We start from the raw sequence: 25,401 nt of genomic DNA, 5'->3' as shown, positions 1-25,401 counted from the left end.
ACTGCCATGGCCGATGCCACGGTGAAGGTGACGGACGCCAACTTCGAAGAGGTCGTCCTCAAGAGCGACAAGCCCGTACTCGTGGACTTCTGGGCCACCTGGTGCGGCCCGTGCCGCCAGATCGCCCCGTCGCTGGAGGCCATCGCCGCCGAGCACGACGAAATCGTGATCGCCAAGCTGAACACCGACGAGAACCCCACCATCACCGCCAAGTACGGCGTCATGTCGATCCCGACGATGAACGTCTACCAGGGCGGCGAGGTAGTGAAGACCATCGTCGGCGCCAAGCCGAAGGCGATGCTGGAGCGCGAGCTGGAAGAGTTCCTCGCCTGATCGCTCTCCGCGCCCCACGCGAACGGGCCCGCCCCTCCGGGGGCGGGCCCGTTCGCGTGGGGACCATCTCTAGAGCGGACGCAGCGCGGGCTCTTTCTGTACCGCGCCCAGGAGGCGATCGAGGGCCAGCTCCACGTCTTCCTTCCACGAGATCGTGGTGCGCAGCTCCAGCCGCAGGCGAGGGAAACGGGGGTGCGGGCGGACCGTCTTGAAGCCGACGGCCAGAAGGTGGTCGGCGGGGAGCACGCACGCGGGCTCTGCCCAGCGGGCGTCACCGAACGCCTCGACCGCCTTGAAGCCGCGGCGGATGAGGTCCTTGGCCACCGTCTGCACCATCACCCGGCCCAGCCCCTGCCCCTGGAACCCCGGCGTCAGCCAGGCCGTGAGGAGCTGTACGGCGTCGGGGGACACCGGGCTCGTGGGAAAGGCCGTGGAGCGCGGAACGTACGCGGGCGGGGCGTACAGCACAAAGCCGACCGGGACGTCGTCGACGTAGACCACGCGCCCGCAGGAACCCCATTCCAGGAGGACGGCCGAGATCCAGGCCTCCTTCTCCAGCTCGGGCCGGCCCGCCCTTACCGCGGCTTCGCCGCTGACGGGGTCGAGCTCCCAGAAGACACAGGAGCGGCAGCGCTTGGGGAGATCCGGAAGGTTGTCCAGCGTGAGCGGTACGAGCCGACGGCCCATGACGACAGGTCCTCACTTCCCTCGCCCGCCGCACCGCGCGATGCCGTCCGTACGTCCCGCTCGCTGAGCAGGCCACCGACGAAACCACCGACTGCTCCCAGGCCGAAGCCCGCTGCCAGCAGTCCGGTGCGGCTCACCGTTCGCATGGCTTACTCCTTGTTGTGGGGGTTTCCACGTGGATGTGTGCCATACCCGATCGCATGGTATCCACGGTCCGCGTACACGGGTACCGCCACACAGCAAAGGGCGGGCCGTGTTCCGTAATCCGCTGGGAACACGGCCCGCCCTTCAGGCCCGGAGACTCGGCTCAGTCCTCTTCGCCGTTCTCTTCGGCGAGGCTCTTGTCGAGCACCCGGCCCTCGCCGGGAGCCATCGTGCCGAGGATGCGCTCCAGGTCGTCTATCGAAGCGAACTCGACGACGATCTTGCCCTTCTTCTGCCCGAGGTCGACCTTCACCCGGGTCTCGAACCGGTCGGACAGCCGGGAGGCGAGACCCGTCAGGGCAGGGGAGACCCGGGTGCCGGCCCGCGGCTTCTTCGCCTTGGTGGCGCCGGCGGGCTCGGAGCCCATCAGCCTCACGATCTCCTCGACCGAACGGACCGACAGGCCCTCGGCGACGATGCGGCGCGCCAGCCGGTCCTGCTCCTCGGAGTCGTCCACGGCCAGCAGGGCGCGGGCGTGGCCGGCGGAGAGCACCCCGGACGCGACCCTGAGCTGCACGGAGGTCGAGAGCTTCAGCAGCCGCAGGGTGTTGGAGACCTGCGAGCGGGACCGGCCGATACGGTCGGCCAGCTCGTCGTGGGTGCACTTGAAGTCCCGCAACAGCTGGTCGTACGCCGCGGCCTCTTCCAGCGGGTTCAGCTGGGCCCGGTGGAGGTTCTCCAGCAGGGCGTCCAGCAGCAGCTTCTCGTCGTCGGTCGCGCGGACGATCGCCGGGATCCGCTCCAGTCCGGCCTCGCGGCAGGCCCGCCAGCGGCGCTCACCCATGATGAGCTCGTACCGCTGGGGTCCGGTCTGCCGGACGACCACCGGCTGGAGAAGACCGACCTCCTGGATGGAGGTGACCAGTTCGGCGAGGGCATCCTCGTCGAAGACCTCACGCGGCTGGCGCGGGTTTGGTGTGATCGCGTCGAGCGGCAGCTCAGCGAAGTGCGCCCCGGCGACCTCTTGCTTCACGTCTGCCACCGCTTCGGTCTCCTGCGGCTCTTCCGTTTCACGTGAAACGGTTCTGGCCGCGATCGAGGTGACCTTGGCCGCCGCCACACCGCGGTCCGGTGGCAGGGTCGGCACCGCGGACGGCGATGTCGTTCCCCGGCCCACCGCGGGAGCGGCGGTGTCCGCTGCCTGCGGTGCCGCGGGGATCAGCGCACCGAGCCCGCGGCCCAGTCCTCTACGTCGTTCGCTCACTGATTCCCCTCCGACATGCTGTGCTGTGGTTCGTAGTTCACGGTGAGCCCCTCGGTGCCGGTCCCGGCCTGGGCGGCTCCCCGCAAGGCGATCTCGCGGGCCGCCTCGAGGTAGGAGAGCGAGCCGCTGGATCCCGGGTCGTAGGTGAGGACCGTCTGCCCGTAGCTGGGCGCCTCGGAGATACGGACCGAACGGGGAATGCTGGTGCGCAGCACCTCACTGCCGAAGTGGTTGCGCACCTCCTCCGCGACCTGGGAGGCCAGCCGGGTACGGCCGTCGTACATGGTGAGCAGGATCGTCGACACGTGGAGCTTGGGATTGAGGTGCCCGCGCACCAGGTCGACGTTGCGCAGCAGCTGGCCGAGTCCTTCCAGGGCGTAGTACTCGCACTGGATGGGGATCAGCACCTCGGCGCCCGCGACCAGGGCGTTGACGGTCAGCAGGCCGAGCGAGGGCGGGCAGTCGATGAGGATGTAGTCCAGCGGCTGTTCGTACGCCTTGATGGCCCGGTCCAGCCGGCTCTCCCGCGCCACCAGTGAGACCAGTTCGATCTCGGCGCCTGCCAGGTCGATGGTGGCGGGCGCACAGAACAGCCCCTCCACATCGGGCACCGGCACCACGACGTCGGACAGCGGCTTGCTCTCCACCAACACGTCGTAGATGGAGGGAACTTCGGCGTGATGGTCGATGCCCAGGGCGGTGGAGGCGTTGCCCTGCGGGTCGAGGTCTATGACCAGGACGCGGGCGCCGTGCAGGGCCAGGGAGGCGGCAAGGTTGACCGTCGTGGTGGTCTTACCGACCCCGCCCTTCTGGTTGGCGACCACCATGACCCGGGTTTCCTCGGGCCGGGGCAGCGCTTCTCCTGTGCGGCCGAGCGTCTGTACCGCCAGCTGAGCTGCACGACCGATCGGGGTGTCGTCCATGGGGGACGGCGTTTCACGTGAAACGTCATCCCCGAGCGACTCGCTACGGGGACCGGGGACCGGATCGGTCATCGGGCCCGCGATGTTGGCGTCGGACCGCAAGGATTCACTCTCCTCGACATCAGGCTCGCAGTGCTCAGAGCCTGCCATGCTTTCGGTGTCGTGAACCAGTGAGGTCCGGTCTCCTGTGGATGAACCCACTTCTGTGGATACTTCCGTGACCCGTGTGGGCTTCCGGTCACGCGGCGCGGCAGCCGCGCGACCACGGCTGATGATTCCATGCAGCAGAGAACGACGTTTCACGTGAAACACGATGACAGCGTTGTGCCCGTTTTGTACGCGACACTCCGCTTTGTGCCGTTTTGTTGTTTTTGCTGGGGTGATCAGCAGAGGCACAGCCCCCGCTCAGCGACGCCGTCCCCTCTGCGCCCGGCTGGGCCTGGCCGCCTTCGCGCGCTTGGCCGCGAAGCGCACACCACCAGGACTCTCACCGACCTCGACGCGGACGACGGTCGACAACGGGTCCACGACGCCTTCACCGACCTGGACGACCGAGGTCTCCACGACGCCGAGCTTGCTCAGCGCGGCACGGGCGCCCTTCAGCTCCTCCTCGGCGGTGTCTCCCTTGAGCGCCAGCATCTCGCCGTAGGGACGCAGCAGCGGCACACCCCAGCCCGCCAGCCGGTCGAGCGGCGCCACCGCACGCGCGGTCACCACGTGCACCTGCGGGAGCTTGCCCATGACCTCCTCCGCACGGCCGCGCACCACCGTGACGTGGTCCAGCCCGAGCAGCTCGACCACCTCCAGCAGGAAGTTCGTCCGCCGCAGCAGCGGCTCCAGCAGCGTGATCTTGAGGTCCGGCCGCACCAGGGCCAGCGGGATGCCCGGCAGCCCCGCCCCCGATCCGACATCACAGACGGTGACGCCCTCGGGCACCACCTCGGAGAGCACCGCGCAGTTCAGCAGGTGCCGCTCCCACAGCCGCGGCACCTCGCGCGGGCCGATCAGCCCACGCCGTACGCCCGCGTCGGCGAGCAGCTCGCCGTAGCGCACGGCTTCCGGGAAACGCTCACCGAACACCTCGCGCGCCACATCCGGCGCCGGTGGGAGCTCCGCTGCTGCGTCCGTCACGGGAATCGCCCTTCCTCTGGACTGTTGATAAGGCTGACAAGATGTGGCCCCGCCTGCGAGACAGACGGGGCCGGTGACATCAAGGCTGGTCGGGGCTCTGGCCGTCAGGCCGGGAGGACCACCACACAGCGCTGGGGCTCTTCACCCTCGGACTCGCTGCGCAGCCCGGCCGCCGCCACCGCGTCATGCACGACCTTGCGCTCGAAGGGGGTCATCGGCTGCAGCTTCACCGGCTCACCGGTGCCCTTGGCCTCCTCCGCCGCCTTGGCGCCCAGCTCCGCGAGCTCCTCGCGCTTCTGCGCGCGGTACCCCGCGATGTCCAGCATCAGGCGGCTGCGGTCACCGGTCTCACGGTGCACCGCCAGCCGGGTCAGCTCCTGGAGCGCCTCCAGCACCTCACCGTCCCGGCCCACCAGCTTCTGCAGGTCGCGGCTGGTCGAGTCGCTGATGATCGACACAGCGGCGCGGTCGGCCTCGACGTCCATGTCGATGTCGCCGTCGAGGTCGGCGATGTCCAGCAGACCCTCGAGGTAGTCGGCCGCGATCTCGCCCTCCTGCTCCAGGCGGGTGAGGGTGTCGGTCCCCTCAGCGGCCGGGGTCCCCCCTGTCGACGACGAGGGGCGGGTCGTGTCCGTCACGGAAGGACTCCTTCTTACTTCTTGGACGGGTGCTTGGGCCGCTGCTGGCCCTTGCGCTGTCCGGACTTGGCGTTACGGGAGCCGGAGGCGGAGGAACCGCCCTTCGGCTTGCTGTCCTGCGGTGCCTGCTTCTCCAGGGACTGCTTCTTCGAAGCATCCGCGGCGGAGGCACCGGAAGCGTCGGAGCCGGCACCCGCGCGGGTGCGCCGCTGCGCGCCGGCGGTCTTGCTGCCGCCGCCGGCCTGCTTGCCGCCGGTGGGCTGGGTCTGGCGCTGGGACTTGCTCTGCCGCTTGGGCTGCTGCCGGTTCTGGCGCGCCTCCTCGACGGCCTTCCTGGCCTCGACCTCGGCCGGGTCCTCCTTGAGCTTGCCCTTGGCCCGCAGCCGCTGCTGGCGCTCCTCGAAAGCCTTGCTGCCCGGGGTCGGGTTCCGGCGGATCACGAACATCTGCTGGCCCATGGTCCACACGTTGGTGGTCAGCCAGTACAGGAGAACACCGACGGGGAAGCCGGGGAAGCCGATACCGAAGACGGCGAACATGATCGGGAAGACGTACATCAGCATCTTCTGCTGCTGCATGAACGGCGTCTTGACCGTCAGGTCGACGTTCTTGGTCATCAGCTGGCGCTGCGTGTAGAACTGCGACGCCGACATCAGGACGATCATGATGACGGTGACCACGCGGACGTCGGTGACCGACGCACCCAGAGACTGGATCTTCTCCGGGGTGTCCAGGAACTTGGCGGCCAGCGGAGCACCGAAGATGTGTGCCTTCTGCGCGCTCTCCAGCAGCGACTGGTTGATGACGCCGACCGTCTGGTTGTTCGCGATGTGGCTGAGGACCTGGTACAGCGAGATGAAGAAGGGCGACTGCGCCAGGATCGGCAGGCAGCTGGAGAGCGGGTTGGTGCCCGTCTCCTTGTACAGCTTCATCATCTCTTCGGACTGACGCTGCTTGTCGCTCTTGTAGCGCTCCTGGATCGCCTTCATCTTCGGCTGGAGCGCCTGCATGTTCCGCGTCGACTTGATCTGCTTCACGAAGAGCGGGATCAGGCAGATACGGATCAGCACCACCAGCGAGACGATGGACAGACCCCAGGCCGCGCCACTGTTCTCGTCGAAGATGAGGCTGTAGAACGAGTGGAACTGGACGATGATCCAGGAAACTGCGTAATAGAGAGGACTGAGGATCGTGTCCACGAATCAGGCTCCTTGGGCGGTGGGCTGAGTCTCAGGCTGTGCGGCAGGCTCAGGGACGGTGGACCCGCCCAGGCGGCTCCTCAGCCGCTGATGCCAGACCGGACGCTTCCGGGGTGGTACGTGGTCGACGCCACCTGGCGACCACGGGTTGCAACGCAGGATGCGCCAAGCCGTCAGCGCGGTCCCTTTCACCGCGCCGTGCCGGTCGATGGCCGTATAGCCATAGTGGGAGCACGACGGGTAGTACCGGCAGACCGGGCCCAGCAGTGGGCTGATGGTCCACTGGTACAGCTTGATCAACAGCAGCAGCGGGTACTTCACCGCGGCTCCCTCCCCTGACCTCGGGTGGGGGGATCTCCATCCAGCAGCCGCTGCAGTGCGGTGTCCAGGTCACGGGCCAGCTGGTCGTGACCCGCATCGCCCGCACCGGGCAGCGCCCGTACGACAACCAGGCTACCGGCGGGCAGCCGGTCCAGCCGGTCGTGCACGAGGTGGCGCAGCCGGCGCTTGACCTTGTTGCGGACCACGGCACCGCCGATGGCCTTGCTCACGACGAAACCCGCACGCGCCGGGGGAGGGCTCTCCCCCGCTGCGTGCGGGTCCGTTGCACCGCTGCGTAGATGGACGACGAGGAGCGGGCGCCCGGCCCTGCGTCCCCGGCGTACCGCGGTCGCAAAGTCCTCGCGCCGCCTCAGCCGATGCTCGGTAGGCAGCACGTCATGGACCTAGCTCAGGGCTCAGGCCGACAGGCGGGCGCGACCCTTGCCACGGCGGGACGCGAGGATCGCGCGGCCGGCACGGGTACGCATACGCAGGCGGAAGCCGTGGGTCTTCGCGCGGCGGCGGTTGTTCGGCTGGAAGGTGCGCTTGCTCACTCGGGGGCTCCAGAGATGCTTGGTGTCTCCGGGGAGACAGGTGTGGGGCGTCGACTGGCTGTCACCGTGCGCCCACGAGTAGCTCGCAACGCCCGAGTGCACCGCTACTTCGATCACCAGAGCGCGATCTTTGCCCATCGGAGGCAGGCGGCAGCAGCCATCGACAACTCGACCTGGTTACGGTACGCGCGGCGGCGTCATCCGGTCAAACCGGCCCCCGGCCGGGACACGCTATGCACAGCCTGTGGACAACAACTTGAATCACCAGGGTCGCCCTGACTACCGTGGGTCAACTCCGATTCCTTCCCGCCCGTCCTGAGAATCACACATTCGTGGGACCAGTGAGAGAGCGTGCTCTGTGGCCGACGTACCTGCCGATCTTGCCGCAGTGTGGCCACGCGTACTTGATCACCTCCTACGCGCGGAGAGCGACAGCCTCAAGCCGAAGGACCAGGACTGGCTGAAGCGGACCCAGCCGCTGGCGCTGGTGGCCGACACCGCCCTGCTGGCCGTGCCCAACGAGTTCGCCAAGGGTGTGCTGGAAGGCCGGCTCGCGCCGCTCATCGGCGAGGCACTGAGCCACGAGTGCGGCCGCCCGATCCGGATCGCGATCACCGTCGACGACTCCGCCGAGGAGCCGCAGCCCCAGCAGCAGATGCCGCCGTCCCAGCAGTCGGCACACGCGCAGCAGCAACAGCGCCACCAGTCCCAGCAGCCTCAGCAGCAGCCGGGACAGCAGCACGACGCGTACGGCGGCTACGACAGCCGACAGAGTGAGGGCTACGACAACCGGCAGGGCTACGGCCACCAGGACGACGACCTGCCCCACGTACGCCCCGCGTACCCGGAGTACCAGCAGCACCAGCAGCCCCGGCACGAGCCCGGCGCCTGGCCGCAGCACTCCGGCATGGGTGGCCAGAACGGGCCCGGCCCCCGCGAGGACTACGGGTGGCAGCAGCAGCGCCTCGGCGGCTTCCCCGAGCGGGACCCTTACGCCACGCCACCCCCCGCACACGTACAGCAGCATCAGCACTCCCAGCGGTCACAGAGCGACTACCGCTCGTCGGCTCCCGAGCACACCGGCCCGCCGCAGCACCAGCACTCCGAGGGCCACTCCCCGTACGAGCAGCAGCCGCCGCAGCGCCGCGACCTCGCCGAGCACCAGCCGCCCGCACACATCCAGAACCCCGGCCCCGGCGGGCTGCCCGCGCCCAGTGGCGCCCCCGGCCCGCTCGCCGCGCAGCCCGCGCCCGCGACCGGCCCCGGCGAGCCGACCGCGCGGCTGAACCCGAAGTACCTCTTCGACACCTTCGTCATCGGCGCGTCGAACCGCTTCGCGCACGCGGCCGCGGTCGCCGTGGCCGAGGCGCCGGCCAAGGCGTACAACCCGCTGTTCATCTACGGGGAGTCCGGCCTCGGCAAGACGCACCTGCTGCACGCCATCGGGCACTACGCACGCAGCCTCTACCCGGGCACCCGGGTGCGGTACGTCAGCTCGGAGGAGTTCACCAACGAGTTCATCAACTCCATCCGCGACGGCAAGGCGGACGCGTTCCGCAAGCGCTACCGCGACATGGACATCCTGCTCGTCGACGACATCCAGTTCCTGGCCAGCAAGGAGTCGACGCAGGAGGAGTTCTTCCACACCTTCAACACGCTGCACAACGCGAACAAGCAGATCGTGCTCTCCTCGGACCGGCCGCCCAAGCAGCTGGTCACCCTGGAGGACCGGCTGCGCAACCGCTTCGAGTGGGGACTGATCACCGACGTCCAGCCGCCGGAGCTGGAGACCCGGATCGCGATCCTGCGCAAGAAGGCGGTGCAGGAGCAGCTGAACGCGCCGCCGGAGGTGCTGGAGTTCATCGCTTCCCGCATCTCGCGCAACATCCGCGAACTGGAGGGGGCGCTGATCCGGGTCACCGCCTTCGCCTCCCTCAACCGCCAGCCGGTGGACCTGGGGCTGACGGAGATCGTCCTCAAGGACCTGATCCCCGGCGGCGAGGACGCGGCGCCCGAGATCACCGCGACCGCCATCATGGCCGCGACCGCCGACTACTTCGGGCTGACCGTCGACGACCTGTGCGGATCGTCGCGCAGCCGCGTGCTGGTGACGGCCCGGCAGATCGCGATGTATCTGTGCCGTGAGCTGACGGATCTGTCGCTGCCGAAGATCGGCGCGCAGTTCGGCGGCCGCGACCATACGACGGTGATGCACGCGGACCGCAAGATCCGGGCGTTGATGGCCGAGCGGCGCTCCATCTACAACCAGGTGACCGAGCTGACGAACCGCATCAAGAACGGCTGACGCAGCCTCAGCCGCGGGCCGGCCGCAGTCTTCGAGGGCGCCCCGGGACGTAACCGCTCCCGGGGCGCCCTTCGTCATTCGGGGGGCTGTGCGGGCATACGGGCGGGCTTCACGCGCGTACGGCGGGGCTTCTGCGGCCGTACAGAGGCCTCCTGCGGTCGTTCGGTGGACTTCCCCGTCTGTACGGAGACGGCCTGCCCTGCCGTACGGAGACGCCGCCACCTCGCTCCGTGCCCCTTCCGAACCCCTCCCGGACCGCCCGCGGCTCCTCCCGACCCGGCTCCGAACCCGTTCCGACCCTGTGGAAGGCCCCCGCTCTGTTCGATTCCGCGTCAGGTCACGGCCGTGCTCCACAGATTGACCAAGATTCTTCCGTCCACATGCTGGGGACTGGGAAGTTATCCCTGTGGCTTCCACAGGAGGATCGGCCGGAGGGGCATCAGCCGAGGTCAGCGGCGTGTGGATTTGTGGCTAACCTTCATCCACAGGGTGTGGACGGAGGATTCGTCCACAGGGGGCCGAACGCGTTGTCCACTGCCCGCCCACAGGTGGCCCATCCTTGTCCCCAACTTCTCCACACCCCTGTCCACTGTTCGGCAAGGCGACACCCGCGCTCACCGGGCCGAGTGAAAGGCGTCACACCAAGGTGCCGGATTGGGCTGTGGGGAACCGGGGTAAAGCTGGGGACAGGACTGGGGAGAAGTAGGGCTCCCCTGTGCATCGGGTGTGCATGAAGAGCGCCGGTCCACAGACACGGCTGCTTATCCACGGCTGCCGCCCACAGGGCCGGTGGACAAAAAAACCGTGTTGACCTGCGCAGACTCAGTTGTCCACGGTTTCCACAGGCCCTACTACTACGACCACAGATAGCTACCGGGGAACTCGTTTCGAATCGGGTGCTGTGCACAACTTGGGGATCGGTCGTCCGACTCCTCTCGACCCGACTTGACCCCGAGCCGCAACGGCTGTCGGTGACGTACGTCAGACTGGTCTCCGGCGACCCAGCCGACGAAGAAGGCCAGCAGGGCGTAAGCCAGCAACAGCAGGAGGCGGTTTCCGGTGAAGATCCGGGTGGAGCGCGATGTACTCGCGGAGGCAGTGGCCTGGGCGGCCAAGAGCCTCCCGGCCCGTCCGCCGGTGCCCGTCCTCGCGGGCCTGCTGCTGAAGGCGGAGGAAGGCAGCCTGAGCCTCTCCGGCTTCGACTACGAGGTCTCGGCGCGCGTCTCGGTGGACGCGGACGTGGAGGAGGAAGGCACCGTCCTGGTCTCCGGCCGCCTGCTGGCCGACATCTGCCGTGCCCTCCCCAACCGCCCGGTGGAGATTTCCACCGACGGTGTACGAGTCACCGTCGTCTGCGGCTCCTCGCGGTTCACCCTCCACACCCTGCCCGTGGAGGAGTACCCGGCGCTGCCGCAGATGCCCACCGCCACCGGCACCGTGCCGGGTGAGGTCTTCGCCGCGGCCGCCGCCCAGGTCGCCATCGCCGCCGGCCGTGACGACACCCTCCCGGTGCTCACCGGCGTACGGATCGAGATCGAGGGCGACACCGTCACCCTGGCCTCCACCGACCGCTACCGCTTCGCGGTGCGTGAGTTCCTGTGGAAGCCGGAGAGCCCGGACGCCTCCGCGGTGGCGCTGGTGCCCGCCAAGACGCTGCTGGACACCGCCAAGTCCCTCAGCAGCGGCGACAGCGTCACGCTGGCGCTGTCCGGCTCGGGCGCCGGTGAGGGCCTGATCGGTTTCGAGGGCGCGGGCCGCCGGACGACCACGCGGCTCCTGGAGGGCGATCTCCCGAAGTACCGCACGCTCTTCCCCACCGAGTTCAACTCGGTCGCCGTGATCGAGACCGCACCGTTCGTCGAGGCCGTCAAGCGTGTCGCGCTGGTCGCCGAGCGGAACACGCCGGTGCGTCTGAGCTTCGAGCAGGGCGTGCTGATCCTGGAAGCCGGTTCCAGCGAGGACGCACAGGCTGTGGAGCGGGTCGACGCGGACCTGGAGGGCGACGACATCTCGATCGCCTTCAACCCGGGCTTCCTGCTGGAGGGTCTGTCGGCGATCGACTCCCCGGTGGCCCAGCTGTCCTTCACCACCTCGACCAAGCCGGCGCTCCTCAGCGGCCGCCCGGCCAAGGACGCCGAGGCGGACGACGCGTACAAGTACCTGATCATGCCGGTGCGCCTGTCCGGCTGACCCGCTTCGCCTGCCCGGCTCCGGCCGGCTCGCGAGTTTTCACTCCGCCCCTGATACACGAGCGCCACGTGCGTGCGTCAGGGGCGGAGCTATTTCGGTGGAACACCTGGAAACAGCTCCCAGGGAAAGAGTGAATAGGGCTTGCAAAGCCCTCTCGGCCGCCTGGCAAGAGACGAATGCGATATCTCCGGTTTCTGTTCCGATAGAGCCAGGTGCGGAAAACCCGGTCTCCCGGCCACGTACGGAAAGGCTGGTACGCGCAGGCCCGCCCGTCCCCACCTTTCCAACTCCCGCTGCACGCTCCACCGTGGCGCCCGCCCGCGCTCGGAAAGTATCCACAGCCGGTGGATGCGCCTCAGGCGCCCCGGCTCAGCCGCTGGTCACAGCGCTGCTGGCGTCCCCTCTCAAGATGAGACTGTGGAAAACCCGTCCGATGGCCGCACCGCCTCACGTTTCCCGGTGGGCGGACAACAGGGGAGTACGGGAGGCCGGGAGGAGGCCTGCCGCGTACAGAGAAAGGCCCGTGTCTCACTCCCGCGCCACAGCCGGAAATGTGCGACCGAACGCCGCGAATCACCCGTGAAGTCACGCGCGGCCCTGAATCCGATCCGGTAGTCGTCGCCCCTCACGGAGAAAGCCGAAAGGCCCGCCGGCGAGGCCCTTCCTCACCCCGGTTGTCCACAGGTGTGGGGGCCGCGCCGCCGCGTCGTGGCTTCGCGCGTAAACTCGACGGGTAGGGCGGGGATGTGCCGTAACGCAACGTAAGGGGTACTGATGGAGCTCGGTCTCGTCGGTCTCGGCAAGATGGGCGGCAACATGCGCGAGCGCATCCGCCGCGCAGGCCACACCGTCATCGGATACGACCGCAACCCGGACCTGGCTGACGTCCACAGCCTCAAGGAACTGGTGGACCGGCTCGAGGGACCGCGCGTGGTGTGGGTCATGGTGCCCGCCGGCGCCGCGACCCAGGCGACCATCGACGAGCTGGGCGAGCTGCTGTCCCCCGGCGACGTCGTGGTGGACGGCGGGAACTCCCGCTGGACCGATGACGAGAAGCACTCCGAGGAGCTGCGTGCCAAGGGCATCGGCTTCGTGGACTGCGGTGTCTCGGGCGGTGTCTGGGGCCTGGAGAACGGCTACGCGCTGATGTACGGCGGCTCCACCGAGGACGTCGCCAAGGTCCAGCCGATCTTCGACGCGCTCAAGCCCGAGGGCGACTTCGGTTCGGTGCACGCCGGCAAGGTCGGCGCGGGTCACTTCGCCAAGATGGTCCACAACGGCATCGAGTACGCCATGATGCAGGCCTACGCCGAGGGCTGGGAGCTGCTGGAGGCGGTCGACTCGGTCACCGATGTGCGCGAGGTCTTCCGGTCCTGGCAGGAGGGCACGGTCATCCGTTCCTGGCTGCTGGACCTGGCGGTCAACGCGCTGGACGACGACGAGCACCTGGAGAAGCTGCGGGGCTTCGCCGCCGACTCCGGCGAGGGCCGCTGGACGGTCGAGGCCGCGATCGACAACGCCGTACCGCTGCCCGCGATCACGGCGTCGCTCTTCGCACGCTTCGCCTCGCGCCAGGACGACTCGCCGCAGATGAAGATGATCGCGGCGCTGCGGAACCAGTTCGGCGGCCACGCCGTCGAGAACGCGAAGAAGTAGGACGCGGAGCAGTAAGCAAGCAGTCCGGTAGCAGCACAGTCCGGTAGCCGGGGGAGGTCGGCGCGCCACATGCACGTATCGCATCTCTCGCTCGCCGACTTCCGCTCGTACGCCCGGGTCGAAGTCCCGCTCGACCCGGGCGTCACGGCTTTCGTGGGCCCCAACGGGCAGGGCAAGACCAACCTCGTCGAGGCGGTCGGCTACCTGGCCACCCTCGGCAGCCACCGGGTCTCCTCCGACGCCCCGCTGGTGCGGATGGGCGCCGAGCGGGCCATCGTGCGGGCCGCGGTCGTCCAGGGCGAGCGGCAGCAGCTGGTGGAGCTGGAGCTGAACCCGGGCAAGGCCAATCGCGCCCGTATCAACAGGTCCTCGCAGGTCAGACCGCGTGACGTGCTGGGAATCGTCCGGACGGTGCTGTTCGCGCCGGAGGATCTGGCGCTGGTCAAGGGCGACCCCGGGGAGCGCCGTCGCTTCCTGGACGAGCTGATCACGGCGCGTGCGCCGCGGATGGCGGGCGTGCGCTCGGACTACGACCGGGTGCTCAAGCAGCGCAACACGCTGCTGAAGAGCGCGGCGCTGGCCCGGCGGCACGGCGGCCGGCAGCTTGACCTGTCGACGCTGGACGTGTGGGACCAGCACCTGGCCCGGGTCGGCGCGGAGCTGCTGGCCCAGCGCCTCGACCTGATCGCCGCGCTCCAGCCGCTGGCCGACAAGGCGTACGAGCAGCTGGCGCCGGGCGGCGGGCCGCTGGCGATGGAGTACCGCGGTCCGGCGGGCGAGGGCCTGGGCGGTGCCGCGACGCGCGAGGAGCTGTACGGGCTGCTGACGGAGGCGCTCGGCGCGGCCCGTAAGAACGAGATCGAGCGCGGGGTGACGCTGGTCGGCCCGCACCGCGACGATCTGCTGCTCAAGCTGGGGCAGCTGCCCGCCAAGGGGTACGCGAGCCATGGCGAGTCCTGGTCGTACGCGCTCGCGCTGCGGCTGGCCTCGTACGACCTGCTGCGCGGCGAGGGCAACGAGCCGGTGCTGGTGCTCGACGACGTGTTCGCGGAGCTGGACAGCCGGCGGCGGGAGCGGCTGGCGGAGCTGGTGGCGCCCGGTGAGCAGGTGCTGGTGACCGCGGCGGTGGAGGACGACGTGCCGGGCGTGCTGTCCGGGGCCCGTTTCGCGGTGTCCGAGGGTGTCGCGGAGAAGGTCTCCCCGTGAGCGGGCGCCGGAGCCGGTGATGAGCGGCGAGCGACGGGATCAGCCTTCCGAGGAGCCCTCGGAGCGGCCGCCCGGTGCGGACCAGCCCAAGACCCCGGAGCTGTCCGGGATCGATCTGGCCCGGCAGGCGCTGGTCGCCGCCAAGGAGCAGGCGAAGGCGCGGGGCGCCGCGGCGCAGCAGAAGAAGCAGGCGCGCCGTGGGGGCCTGCGCTCCGGCGCGCGCGCGGACGGGCGCGATCCGCTGCCGCTGGGTGCGGCGATCAACCGGCTGATCACCGAGCGCGGCTGGGAGACCCCGGCGGCGGTCGGCGGTGTCATGGGGCGCTGGCCGCAGCTGGTGGGTCCGGAGGTGGCGCAGCACTGCGAGCCGCAGAAGTACGACGAGGAAGCGCGCGTGCTGACGGTGCAGTGCGACTCGACGGTGTGGGCGACGCAGCTGCGGCTGCTGGCGCCGCAGCTCGTCGCGCGCCTCAACCAGGATCTGGGCCAGGGCACGGTGAAGCTGATCAAGGTGCTGGGTCCGGGTGGTCCGGCGCGGCGGTACGGGCCGCTGCGGGCGCCCGGCAGCAAGGGGCCCGGGGACACGTACGGCTGAGGTGGACGCGTGGTGCGGGTGAGACTCCGCTCACGGTAGCCGGAGGTTGACAGCCCGAAGCGCTGAACGCCCTCTAGGGCGTCCTGGGGCCCCGTCGCAGATATGGGGAGTCGGCCAACGGCACTTCAGGGCGGCACATGACGACTCAGGCGCCCGCAAACCCCCATTAGTGTCGGCGCTACCGGTAGACTGGTAGCAATCCCGCCCACTCGCGGAACATGTCGAACGACGCAGCCGCCCTGCTTCCGAAGGAGGCGGCTCGTGCTGTGCCAGAAAGGGCGCTTCGTGGCCGACTCCGGCGACCTCAACGAGAACAAGACGGCTTCTACTGAAGAGGGGGTTCCTGCCGGCGCCAGTGGCGACTCTCCGGAAGAGAAGTCGTACGACGCCAGCGCGATCACCGTCCTTGAGGGCCTGGACGCGGTCCGTAAGCGCCCTGGTATGTACATCGGCTCGACCGGCGAGCGTGGTCTGCACCACCTCGTGTACGAGGTCGTCGACAACTCCGTCGACGAGGCGCTGGCCGGGCACGCGGACACCATCGACGTGACGATCCTGCCGGACGGCGGCGTACGCGTCGTCGACAACGGCCGCGGCATCCCCGTGGACATCGTGCCGTCGGAGAAGAAGCCGGCCGTCGAGGTCGTCCTCACCGTGCTGCACGCGGGCGGCAAGTTCGGCGGCGGCGGTTACGCGGTCTCCGGTGGTCTGCACGGCGTCGGTGTCTCCGTCGTCAACGCGCTGTCGCAGAAGGTCGCCGTCGAGGTCAAGCGGGACGGCTACCGCTGGACGCAGGACTACAAGCTCGGTGTGCCGACGGCGCCGCTGGCCCGTAACGAGGCCACCGAGGAGACCGGCACGACGGTCACCTTCTGGGCCGACGGCGACATCTTCGAGACGACCGAGTACAGCTTCGAGACGCTTTCGCGCCGTTTCCAGGAGATGGCCTTCCTCAACAAGGGCCTGACGATCACGCTCACCGACGAGCGCGCGGCCCATGTGGACGAGGACGGCAAGCCGCTCACGGTCAAGTACCACTACGAGGGCGGCATCGTCGACTTCGTGAAGTACCTGAACTCGCGCAAGGGCGAGGTCGTGCACCCCACGGTGATCGACATCGAGGCCGAGGACAAGGAGCGGATGCTCTCCCTCGAGGTCGCGATGCAGTGGAACACCCAGTACACCGAGGGTGTCTACAGCTTCGCCAACACCATCCACACGCATGAGGGTGGTACGCACGAAGAGGGCTTCCGCTCGGCGATGACGGGCCTGATCAACCGTTACGCCCGGGACAAGAAGCTGCTGCGCGAGAAGGACGACAACCTCACGGGTGAGGACATCCGCGAGGGGCTGACGGCGATCATCTCGGTCAAGCTCGGTGAGCCGCAGTTCGAGGGCCAGACCAAGACGAAGCTGGGCAACACCGAGGCCAAGACCTTCGTTCAGAAGGTGGTCCACGAGCACCTGACGGACTGGCTCGACCGCAACCCGAACGAGGCCGCGGACATCATCCGCAAGGGCATCCAGGCCGCGACCGCGCGGGTGGCGGCCCGTAAGGCCCGCGACCTGACCCGCCGCAAGGGTCTGCTGGAGACGGCGTCGCTGCCCGGCAAGCTGTCGGACTGCCAGTCCAACGACCCCACCAAGTGCGAGATCTTCATCGTCGAGGGTGACTCCGCCGGCGGCTCGGCCAAGTCCGGCCGTGACCCGCAGTACCAGGCCATCCTGCCGATCCGCGGCAAGATCCTGAACGTGGAGAAGGCGCGGATCGACAAGATCCTGCACAACAACGAGGTGCAGGCGCTGATCTCGGCCTTCGGTACCGGTGTCCACGAGGACTTCGACATCGAGAAGCTCCGCTACCACAAGATCATCCTGATGGCGGACGCCGACGTCGACGGCCAGCACATCAACACCCTGCTGCTCACCTTCCTCTTCCGCTTCATGCGGCCGCTGGTGGAGGCCGGGCACGTCTACCTGTCCCGCCCGCCGCTGTACAAGATCAAGTGGGGACGAGACGACTTCGAGTACGCGTACTCGGACCGGGAGCGCAACGCCCTGATCGAGCTCGGCAAGCAGAACGGCAAGCGGATCAAGGACGACTCCGTCCAGCGCTTCAAGGGTCTGGGCGAGATGAACGCCGAGGAGCTGCGGGTGACGACGATGGACGTCGACAGCCGGGTGCTCGGCCAGGTCTCGCTGGACGACGCGGCGCGCGCCGACGACCTGTTCTCGGTGCTGATGGGTGAGGACGTCGAGGCCCGGCGCTCCTTCATCCAGCGCAACGCCAAGGACGTCCGCTTCCTCGACATCTGAGCCCTGTCGGCCCTCCCCCGCCCGCCGGCGGGGACCGCAGCAGCCGCAGCTCGAAAGGATTTAGAACAGCAATGGCCGACGAGAATCCCCCTGTGACCCCGGACGGCGTGACCGTCGACGGCACCGCCGCCGCCATCGAAGGCGTCGGTATGCGTGTCGAGCCCGTCGGGCTCGAGACGGAGATGCAGCGCTCCTACCTCGATTACGCGATGTCCGTCATCGTCTCGCGTGCGCTGCCGGACGTGCGGGACGGCCTCAAGCCGGTGCACCGCCGCGTGCTGTACGCGATGTACGACGGCGGGTACCGCCCCGAGAAGGGCTTCTACAAGTGCGCCCGCGTCGTCGGCGACGTCATGGGTACGTACCACCCGCACGGTGACTCCTCCATCTACGACGCGCTGGTCCGCCTGGCCCAGCCGTGGTCGATGCGCATGCCGCTGGTGGACTCCAACGGCAACTTCGGCTCGCCGGGTAATGACCCGGCCGCGGCCATGCGGTACACCGAGTGCAAGATGAAGCAGCTCTCCATGGAGATGCTGCGGGACATCGACGAGGAGACCGTCGATTTCCAGGACAACTACGACGGCCGCAACCAGGAGCCGACGGTTCTGCCGGCGCGCTTCCCGAACCTGCTGATCAACGGCAGTGCCGGTATCGCGGTCGGGATGGCGACCAACATCCCGCCGCACAACCTGCGCGAGGTCGCCGCCGGTGCCCAGTGGGCGCTGGAGAACCCGGAGGCGTCCAACGAGGAGCTGCTGGACGCGCTCATCGAGCGCATCAAGGGCCCGGACTTCCCCACCGGCGCTCTGGTGGTGGGCCGCAAGGGCATCGAGGACGCGTACCGCACCGGCCGCGGCTCGATCACGATGCGCGCGGTGATCGAGGTCGAGGAGATCCAGAACCGCCAGTGCCTGGTGGTCACGGAGCTGCCGTACCAGGTCAACCCGGACAACCTCGCGCAGAAGATCGCCGACCTGGTCAAGGACGGCAAGATCGGCGGCGTCGCCGACGTCCGCGACGAGACCTCCTCGCGTACGGGTCAGCGCCTGGTCATCGTCCTGAAGCGGGACGCCGTCGCCAAGGTCGTGCTGAACAACCTCTACAAGCACACCGACCTGCAGACCAACTTCGGCGCGAACATGCTCGCTCTGGTGGACGGCGTGCCGCGCACCCTGTCGCTGGACGCGTTCATCCGCAACTGGGTCAACCACCAGGTCGAGGTCATCGTCCGGCGCACCAAGTTCCGGCTGCGCAAGGCCGAGGAGCGGGCCCACATCCTGCGCGGTCTGCTCAAGGCGCTGGACGCGATCGACGAAGTCATCGCGCTGATCCGGCGCAGCGACACGGTCGAGGTGGCGCGCGAGGGCCTGATGGGCCTGCTGGCCATCGACGAGATCCAGGCCAACGCGATCCTGGAGATGCAGCTGCGCCGGCTGGCCGCCCTGGAGCGCCAGAAGATCACCGCCGAGCACGACGAGCTGCAGGCGAAGATCAACGAGTACAACGCGATCCTGGCCTCGCCGGAGAGGCAGCGGCAGATCATCAGCGAGGAGCTGGCGGCGATCGTCGAGAAGTTCGGCGACGACCGGCGCTCGAAGCTGGTGCCCTTCGAGGGCGACATGTCCGTCGAGGACCTGATCGCCGAGGAGGACATCGTCGTCACGATCACCCGTGGCGGCTACGTGAAGCGGACGAAGACCGACGATTACCGGTCGCAGAAGCGCGGCGGCAAGGGCGTACGCGGTACGAAGCTGAAGGAAGACGACATCGTCGACCACTTCTTCGTCTCCACCACCCACCACTGGCTGCTGTTCTTCACCAACAAGGGCCGGGTCTACCGGGCCAAGGCGTACGAGCTGCCGGACGCCGGCCGGGACGCGCGCGGCCAGCACGTCGCCAACCTGCTGGCCTTCCAGCCGGACGAGCAGATCGCGCAGATCCTGGCGATCCGCGACTACGACGCCACGCCCTACCTGGTGCTCGCCACCAAGGGCGGCCTGGTGAAGAAGACGCCGCTCAAGGACTACGACTCGCCGCGTTCCGGCGGTGTCATCGCCATCAACCTCCGGGAGACGGAGGAGGGCGCGGACGACGAGCTGATCGGCGCCGAGTTGGTCTCCGCCGAGGACGACCTGCTGCTCATCAGCAAGAAGGCGCAGTCGATCCGGTTCACCGCCACGGATGAAGCGCTGCGTCCGATGGGACGCGCCACCTCGGGTGTCAAGGGCATGAGTTTCCGCGAGGGCGATGAACTGCTCTCGATGAATGTGGTCCGTGCCGGTACGTTCGTCTTCACCGCCACCGACGGTGGCTACGCCAAGCGCACGTCGGTGGACGATTACCGCGTCCAGGGCCGCGGCGGCCTCGGCATCAAGGCCGCCAAGATCGTGGAGGACCGGGGCGAGCTGGTCGGCGCCCTGGTGGTCGAGGAGACGGATGAGATTCTCGCCATCACGCTCAGCGGTGGCGTGATCCGTACGCGGGTCAGCGAGGTCAGGGAGACGGGCCGTGACACCATGGGCGTCCAACTGATCAACCTGGGCAAGCGCGATGCCGTGGTCGGTATCGCACGTAACGCCGAGGCCGGTCGCGAGGCCGAAGAGGTCGACGCGGGCGTGGAGCCCGGGGCGGCCGACGAGGCGGCGGGTACCGAGGCCGCGGTGGCCGAGGGCGGCGAGTCCCCGGCGGAGTAACGCGAGGAGTAGGTCGTGAGTGGAGCCACGGGCGCTGCGGCGGGTGGACCGGGAGACAGGAAGAACTCCCGTTCGGGACCCGCGACCGTGACGGAGGACAGCGCCCGTGGCTCCGCCACGTCCGGCGGCACCTCGTCCGAGGGCTCCTACCAGGGGGGAACCGTGACCGACAGGCGTCAGCCGTATCCGAAGCAGCCGCAGTCCGCGTCCCAGCCGCAGCCCCCCGCCCAGGGGCAGGGGCCGGCGGCCGGGGGCCAGGGCGGCCAGCAGCCGTACCAGCCGCCCCAGGCGTACCGATCGGGTGCGGGACAGGGCGCGGGGGCGCAGCAGGGGGTGCGCCGGCCGCGTACGGGCGCCCGTACGACGCCGCGTACGCGCAAGGCCCGGCTGCGTGTCGCCCGGGCCGACCCGTGGTCGGTTATGAAGGTCAGCTTTCTGCTGTCCATCGCGCTCGGGATCTGCACCATCGTGGCCGTCGCGGTGCTGTGGATGGTGATGGACGCGATGGGCGTCTTCACCACGGTCGGCGGCACGATCAGCGAGGCGACGGGGTCGGGCGACGGCGGCGGCTTCGACCTCCAGTCGTTCCTGTCGCTGCCGCGGGTGCTGCTGTTCACCGGAGTCATCGCGGTGATCGACGTCGTGCTCGCCACGGCGCTGGCCACGCTCGGGGCCTTCATCTACAACATCTCGGCCGGGTTCGTGGGCGGCGTGGAGCTGACCCTGGCCGAGGACGAGTGACGGAAGCGGGCGCCCTCGGGAGGGGCCGCGCGGCGGTCCCGTCCGGGGGCCGGGGGCTCCCGGAGCACGATTTTGGGAATGCCTCTGAAGTGCGCTAATCTTTCGGTGCAGCGCGGGGCTATAGCTCAGACGGTTAGAGCGCTTCCCTGATAAGGAAGAGGCCACAGGTTCAAGTCCTGTTAGCCCCACCAGCGCGAGAGAGGTCCTACCGGAGACGGTGCGGCCTCTTTCGTCTGTCCGGTTTCGGCTGTCCGGCCGGTTCTTCCGTAGGGCCAGTCCTTCCGTACGGCCAGGCCCTTTGTCCGTACGGACAGGTTTCGTCCGTACGGCCGGGGGGTGACGGCCGGGTGCATCGGTGCGTATTGGGCGGGCCCTAGGTCACCGATCGGTATCGGCCGGTGTGTATCATCGGCCCCCAGAGGTCCCCTACGTCAACGAAAGACGAGGTCGCGCGGTGAAGAAGCTTCTCCTGGTCGCACTGGCCGCCATCGGCGGGCTCCTCGTGTACCGCCAGATCCAGGCGGATCGCGCCGAGCAGGATCTGTGGACGGAGGCGACCGACTCCGTGCCCGCAGGTTCGGGTGTGTGAGACGCAGAGCAGTTCGTAGTCAACGTACGTACCCCGGTCGCCGTGTGACGGTGACCGGGGTCTCGTGCGTCCGGGGGTGGGGCGGCGCGCGGTACGGCCGTCCCAGCGGGTTTGCCATAGCACATAAGTAGCTTGCAAAAGCAAATGTGGTGAGGGGTGGCTCGTGGTGAGGGGGCGTACGCAGCGGCGCGGGCGTGCCGGGAGGCTGGTGCCCGTCCTGGTGCCCGTGCTCGTGTCCGTACCGGCGCTGGCGGGTTCCGCGACGGCGGGGCCCGCGGACGGTTCACGGAACACTCCGCCCGCCTACAGGACGGCGGCCGGCGCCCAGCCCGTACGGGGCACACAGGGTCCGTCCGACGCGCCGCGGATCGGGCCGGGCACGTACACCGACACCCTCGCCCGCGGCGACGAGAAGCACTACGCGGTGCGGCTGGACGGGAAGTCCAGCGCCTACTTCTCCGCGGTGGCCGCGCCCCGGCCCGGCAGCGACGTCGCGGACCACACCGACAGCCTGAAGGTCAGCCTCCGGGACGCCGACGGCAACGCCTGCTCCCCGGGCGGGAGTACGGCCTTCCGGGGCCACGGCATGGCGTACCCGATCGCCGAGTACGCCACCCGCCGAATCGACGGCCCGCGTACCAACTGCCAAAAGCCAGGCGCCTACTACCTCGTGGTCAAGCGGGCAGGCAAGACGTCGGCGGAGGGAGCGGGCGACTGGCCCGTAGAGCTGCGCTTCCAGCGTGAACCCGGGCTCACGGGCACTCCGCCCGCACAGCCCGCCCCGGGCACCTGGTCCACCGCAACGCCCGTACCGCTGACCGGCGGCACGAAGAAGGATGCCGAAGGCGGCACCGGCTTCAACGACGCCGGGCCGATCGGCAAAGGGGTGTGGCAGGACCGCATCAGGCCGGGGGAGACCCGGTTCTACCGGGTGCCGGTGGACTGGGGACAGCAGCTCAGTGTGAGCGTGGAACTCCCGGGCGGGACGCTGGCGGGCAGCGGCGCGGCGGCACGCGGGCCGGGCGCGGTGGCCGGCGCGCGGCTCGTGGCGAGCGCGCTGGGGCTGGGCGTCTACAACCCGGCACGCGGCCCGGTCAGCGACACCCGCTTCGTCGCGTACGACGGGAAACCGGCCGCCGTCAGGGTCGTCACGGCACCGGTGGACTACGGCAACCGCTACAACGCCACCGCACCGGTCAGCGCGATGCGCTTCGCGGGCTCGTACTACCTCGCCGTGTCACTGCATCCGGACGCCGCGAAGTACTTCAAGGACGGCACCCCGGTCACCCTGCGCGTCGACCCGACAGGCCGCCCACAACGCGGCCCCGAATACCGGGAGAAAACCACCGACTTCTCCGTCACGCCGCAGCAACAGGCTGCGACAGCCGAGGGCATGACGCCGCAACAGGTCAACCCGAGTAGCACTCTGCGCATGGTGGGGTACGGAGGCATCAGCACGGGGACGGTTCTGCTGCTGGCGCTGGGGGTGTGGACGTTGGCAGCGCGCTGGAGAAGCGGCGCAGCGGGCAGGCAACGCTGACTCGCGTCCGTACCCCGGCACAACCGGGCAGCGCGCGGCTCGTCAGCTGACAGCCAGCGCCCACACACCGAACGCGATGCAGAGCAGCGCCACCACGATCACCGGCACCGCGACCTTCGGAGGCGGCCCGGGCCGCCGCTGCGGCACGGCCCGGTGCCGACGGACCGCGACCCGTCCGGCGGGCGGCAGGGGCTGCGGGTGACCGGGCGTGTACGGGCGGGTGGCCGGGGGCTCGGAGGGAGGGGGGCCGAGGGGGCGGGCCGGGGGCAAGGTCGGCGGGGTGGTGGGGGGTTGTGGTGATGCGTAGGGGTTCGGGGGGCGCGAGGATGGGGTTCCGTACGAGCCGCTCCGGTGCGCGCCTTCGTAGGCGTTGCTGTGTGGACCCGGGTGCTGCGGAGCGGGTAAGCCGCTGGACGGCGGAGCGAGGGGGAAGCTGCCGGTGTCGGACATGTTCGCCGGGGGCGGGGTGGGCGGCGCGGTCGGCGGCGTCGATGAGGCGGCCACCTGTCGCGCCTCCCGCTCCTTTGGCTGGGGCTGCTCCCTCGGCTCCGGTTGCTCCTTCGGCTGGGACCGCTCCTCCGGCTCCGGCTGCTTCGGCCGCAGCGGACCGTCCGGCCCGAAGCCGGCCGGCAGCGGCCCGATGTGGTCGAAGACCTCGACGGCCTCGTCCTCGATCGTCGCTTCCGGCAGCAGCTCGGCGGCTGCGAGCAGCGCTTTGCGGGCGCCTGCGGCCGTCTTGAAGCGCAGGTCGGGGTCGGGTCGCAGTAGATTCGCCAGCACCTGCCACAGCGGCTCCGCGATGTCCTCGGGAGCCTCCGGCGTACCGTGTTCGGCGAAGTGCTCGATCAGGCTCTGCGAGTCCGGCTTGGCGCCGGTGAGCAGATGCACCGCGACCAGACCGACCGCGAAGAGGTCCCCGGGGAAGTCGGGCTCGGCGCCGAGCATCTGCTCCGGCGCGAAGTAACCGGGCGTACCCACCACGTAATTGGCGTCGGTCAGTCGCGGCTCGCCCTTGCGCATCGATATGCCGAAGTCGGACAGCCGCACGTGCGGGCGGCCGGTACCGGTCGACTCCAGCAGGACGTTCGCGGGCTTGATGTCGCGGTGCACGATGCCCTCGGCATGGACGGCCGTCAGCCCCGACAGCAGCTGATCGAGCAGTACGCACACCAGGCGCGGCGGCAGCGGCCCGTAGTCCCCTACGAGGTGCGCCAGCGACCCGCCGTGCACCAGGTCCATGGTGAACAGCACCTTGTCGTCGTCCGCGGCCCAGCTGGCGGGGGCCAGCACGTGCGGATGGTCGATCCGTACGGCCTGTTCGCGCACGAACCGCAGCAGCGTGTGCGCGTCGCTCTGCTGCAGGACCTTGGCCGCCACGTAGCGGCGCCGCCGCTGGTCCCAGGCGCGCCAGACGGCTCCCACGCCGCCCCGCCCGATCGGGTCGATCAGCTCGTACCGACCGGCGAAGACCTCACCCATTGCGCCCCGTCCGCCTACCGAACCACCGAACTGCCCGACTTCCCGGGGCCGTCGCGCGCGCCGCCCCGGCTGCTCGCCGTCTAACTCTGGTGGGCCTCGTAGTGGGAGACCGCGTCCGCGGTGCGTCCTGCTCCGTAGACCCTGAGGAACTCTGCCAGTTCGGGGTGGGTGGGGGCGAGGGTGTTGGCGGCGTCGATGATGTCGCCGGCGGCCGAAACCGAGCGCAGAAGTGACTGGATCTCGCGCACCACGCGCCGTACGGTCGTCGCCCCCGTGGACGACGCGGTCTGCGCGGTGTTGTTGAGCACCGACCCGCCCGCGGTCTTCTTGATCTCGTCCATCCGGTCGGTGGCCTCGGCGGCGCTGACACTGCCGTCCGCCACCTGCCCGGCCAGCTCCTGGAGCGCCTGGACCCGCTGGACGACGGCCGGGTTTCCGATCTTGGCCCGCTGGCCGCTCATGAGCTGTGACAGCATGGGCGCGGAGAGTCCCAGGACGGACGCGAGCCGGGCCTGGTTGAGGCCGAGATCGTCGATGAGACGGCGGAACAGCGCTCCCAGAGGCTCGCCGTACCAGCTGCGCTGCAGCTCCCGAGCGCGCGCGGTGGCTTCTTGCTGTGCTGCGTCCATGGCGTCTCCCCTGTCTCCCCGATCGCGCTTCGCTGCCGCGAATCTCGCGAAGCATCCTACGGAGAGCACCTGCGCGCGGCGATACCCGGTCGGGAAACCTCCCGGGCACCGGGTACCCTGGTTCGCGACGGGGCCTTAGCTCAGTTGGTAGAGCGCTGTCTTTGCATGGCAGATGTCAGGGGTTCGACTCCCCTAGGCTCCACAGAGGAAGACCCCTCCCGCCCGCGTCACCGCAGGTGGGAGGGGTCTTTTTGCTGCCTGGGCG

General features: G+C 69.2%; 22 protein-coding genes and 2 tRNA genes. 13 read left to right on the top strand and 11 right to left on the bottom strand.

The window, feature by feature from the left end; all coding sequences use genetic code 11:
* The first annotated feature begins 6 nt into the window (after window positions 1-6).
* Window positions 7-333 (top strand): thioredoxin, encoded by a 327-nt coding sequence (gene trxA / locus ACZ4Z1_RS16610; protein ID WP_468487307.1) that lies wholly within the window; start codon window positions 7-9, stop codon window positions 331-333.
* A 69-nt stretch (window positions 334-402) separates the two neighbouring features.
* Here trxA and ACZ4Z1_RS16605 read toward each other — a convergent pair whose 3' ends face one another.
* From ACZ4Z1_RS16605 to rpmH, 9 genes are all read right to left on the bottom strand, one after another.
* Window positions 403-1,020: a GNAT family N-acetyltransferase gene (locus ACZ4Z1_RS16605; protein ID WP_468487306.1), complete on the bottom strand. Its 618-nt coding sequence runs from the start codon at window positions 1,018-1,020 to the stop codon at window positions 403-405.
* 307 nt (window positions 1,021-1,327) lie between these two features.
* Window positions 1,328-2,428, bottom strand: a complete 1,101-nt coding sequence (locus ACZ4Z1_RS16600; protein WP_468487305.1) for a ParB/RepB/Spo0J family partition protein — start codon at window positions 2,426-2,428, stop codon at window positions 1,328-1,330.
* Window positions 2,425-3,501 (bottom strand): ParA family protein, encoded by a 1,077-nt coding sequence (locus ACZ4Z1_RS16595; RefSeq protein ID WP_468487304.1) that lies wholly within the window; start codon window positions 3,499-3,501, stop codon window positions 2,425-2,427. The genes ACZ4Z1_RS16600 and ACZ4Z1_RS16595 overlap by 4 nt, the downstream gene beginning before the upstream one ends.
* A 255-nt stretch (window positions 3,502-3,756) precedes the next feature.
* Window positions 3,757-4,482, bottom strand: a complete 726-nt coding sequence (gene rsmG / locus ACZ4Z1_RS16590; RefSeq protein ID WP_468487303.1) for a 16S rRNA (guanine(527)-N(7))-methyltransferase RsmG — start codon at window positions 4,480-4,482, stop codon at window positions 3,757-3,759.
* Between the two features lie 104 nt (window positions 4,483-4,586).
* The gene (locus ACZ4Z1_RS16585; protein ID WP_468487302.1) at window positions 4,587-5,120 is read right to left on the bottom strand and encodes a Jag family protein; all 534 of its coding nucleotides are present in this window, start codon (window positions 5,118-5,120) and stop codon (window positions 4,587-4,589) included.
* A gap of 14 nt (window positions 5,121-5,134) precedes the next feature.
* Entirely contained in the window at window positions 5,135-6,319 is a 1,185-nt protein-coding gene (gene yidC, locus ACZ4Z1_RS16580; RefSeq protein ID WP_468487301.1) for a membrane protein insertase YidC, read from the bottom strand.
* Between the two features lie 3 nt (window positions 6,320-6,322).
* Window positions 6,323-6,640 carry a membrane protein insertion efficiency factor YidD gene (yidD, locus tag ACZ4Z1_RS16575; protein ID WP_073765378.1) on the bottom strand — a complete coding sequence of 106 codons (318 nt, stop codon included), beginning with the start codon at window positions 6,638-6,640 and terminating at the stop codon, window positions 6,323-6,325.
* Window positions 6,637-7,035 carry a ribonuclease P protein component gene (gene rnpA, locus ACZ4Z1_RS16570; RefSeq protein ID WP_468487300.1) on the bottom strand — a complete coding sequence of 133 codons (399 nt, stop codon included), beginning with the start codon at window positions 7,033-7,035 and terminating at the stop codon, window positions 6,637-6,639. The genes yidD and rnpA overlap by 4 nt, the downstream gene beginning before the upstream one ends.
* Before the next feature lie 21 nt (window positions 7,036-7,056).
* Window positions 7,057-7,194, bottom strand: a complete 138-nt coding sequence (gene rpmH, locus ACZ4Z1_RS16565) for a 50S ribosomal protein L34 (RefSeq protein WP_003949374.1) — start codon at window positions 7,192-7,194, stop codon at window positions 7,057-7,059.
* 358 nt (window positions 7,195-7,552) lie between these two features.
* Here rpmH and dnaA point away from each other — a divergent pair, with 358 nt between their 5' ends.
* The 11 genes from dnaA to ACZ4Z1_RS16510 all read left to right on the top strand — a co-directional run bounded on the left by dnaA (window position 7,553) and on the right by ACZ4Z1_RS16510 (window position 23,028).
* Complete coding sequence (gene dnaA / locus ACZ4Z1_RS16560) at window positions 7,553-9,499, top strand: chromosomal replication initiator protein DnaA (protein ID WP_468487299.1); 1,947 nt, start codon at window positions 7,553-7,555, stop codon at window positions 9,497-9,499.
* Window positions 9,500-10,558: 1,059 nt separating this feature from the next.
* The gene (dnaN, locus tag ACZ4Z1_RS16555) at window positions 10,559-11,689 is read left to right on the top strand and encodes a DNA polymerase III subunit beta (protein ID WP_125055293.1); all 1,131 of its coding nucleotides are present in this window, start codon (window positions 10,559-10,561) and stop codon (window positions 11,687-11,689) included.
* 774 nt (window positions 11,690-12,463) lie between these two features.
* Window positions 12,464-13,345: a phosphogluconate dehydrogenase (NAD(+)-dependent, decarboxylating) gene (gene gnd, locus ACZ4Z1_RS16550; protein WP_468487298.1), complete on the top strand. Its 882-nt coding sequence runs from the start codon at window positions 12,464-12,466 to the stop codon at window positions 13,343-13,345.
* A 69-nt stretch (window positions 13,346-13,414) separates the two neighbouring features.
* On the top strand, window positions 13,415-14,551 hold the full coding sequence (gene recF / locus ACZ4Z1_RS16545; protein WP_468487297.1) for a DNA replication/repair protein RecF: 1,137 nt from the start codon (window positions 13,415-13,417) through the stop codon (window positions 14,549-14,551).
* 19 nt (window positions 14,552-14,570) lie between these two features.
* On the top strand, window positions 14,571-15,146 hold the full coding sequence (locus ACZ4Z1_RS16540; RefSeq protein ID WP_468487296.1) for a DciA family protein: 576 nt from the start codon (window positions 14,571-14,573) through the stop codon (window positions 15,144-15,146).
* Between the two features lie 261 nt (window positions 15,147-15,407).
* The gene (gene gyrB / locus ACZ4Z1_RS16535) at window positions 15,408-17,462 is read left to right on the top strand and encodes a DNA topoisomerase (ATP-hydrolyzing) subunit B (RefSeq protein ID WP_468487295.1); all 2,055 of its coding nucleotides are present in this window, start codon (window positions 15,408-15,410) and stop codon (window positions 17,460-17,462) included.
* 71 nt (window positions 17,463-17,533) lie between these two features.
* Window positions 17,534-20,158 carry a DNA gyrase subunit A gene (gene gyrA, locus ACZ4Z1_RS16530; RefSeq protein ID WP_468487294.1) on the top strand — a complete coding sequence of 875 codons (2,625 nt, stop codon included), beginning with the start codon at window positions 17,534-17,536 and terminating at the stop codon, window positions 20,156-20,158.
* A 15-nt stretch (window positions 20,159-20,173) separates the two neighbouring features.
* Complete coding sequence (locus ACZ4Z1_RS16525) at window positions 20,174-20,899, top strand: DUF3566 domain-containing protein (RefSeq protein ID WP_468487293.1); 726 nt, start codon at window positions 20,174-20,176, stop codon at window positions 20,897-20,899.
* A gap of 114 nt (window positions 20,900-21,013) precedes the next feature.
* Window positions 21,014-21,090 (top strand) — tRNA-Ile (locus tag ACZ4Z1_RS16520).
* A gap of 263 nt (window positions 21,091-21,353) precedes the next feature.
* Entirely contained in the window at window positions 21,354-21,488 is a 135-nt protein-coding gene (locus ACZ4Z1_RS16515) for a DLW-39 family protein (protein ID WP_003958712.1), read from the top strand.
* A 208-nt stretch (window positions 21,489-21,696) separates the two neighbouring features.
* A complete protein-coding gene (locus ACZ4Z1_RS16510; RefSeq protein WP_468487292.1) occupies window positions 21,697-23,028 on the top strand; it encodes a hypothetical protein in 1,332 nt (443 codons plus the stop codon).
* A 42-nt stretch (window positions 23,029-23,070) separates the two neighbouring features.
* On the opposite strand, the gene ACZ4Z1_RS16505 is transcribed toward ACZ4Z1_RS16510, so the two are convergent.
* A complete protein-coding gene (locus tag ACZ4Z1_RS16505; RefSeq protein WP_468487291.1) occupies window positions 23,071-24,507 on the bottom strand; it encodes a serine/threonine-protein kinase in 1,437 nt (478 codons plus the stop codon).
* Window positions 24,508-24,587: 80 nt separating this feature from the next.
* The gene (locus tag ACZ4Z1_RS16500) at window positions 24,588-25,136 is read right to left on the bottom strand and encodes a helix-turn-helix domain-containing protein (RefSeq protein WP_125046046.1); all 549 of its coding nucleotides are present in this window, start codon (window positions 25,134-25,136) and stop codon (window positions 24,588-24,590) included.
* Between the two features lie 129 nt (window positions 25,137-25,265).
* On the opposite strand from ACZ4Z1_RS16500, the gene ACZ4Z1_RS16495 reads away from it, so the two are divergent.
* Window positions 25,266-25,338 (top strand) — tRNA-Ala (locus tag ACZ4Z1_RS16495).
* Window positions 25,339-25,401: the final 63 nt, after the last annotated feature.

This window comes from Streptomyces sp. NPDC030165, assembly GCF_055573595.1.
Note: the sequence above shows the minus strand (reverse complement) of the source record. Positions and strands in the feature narration are given on the sequence as shown.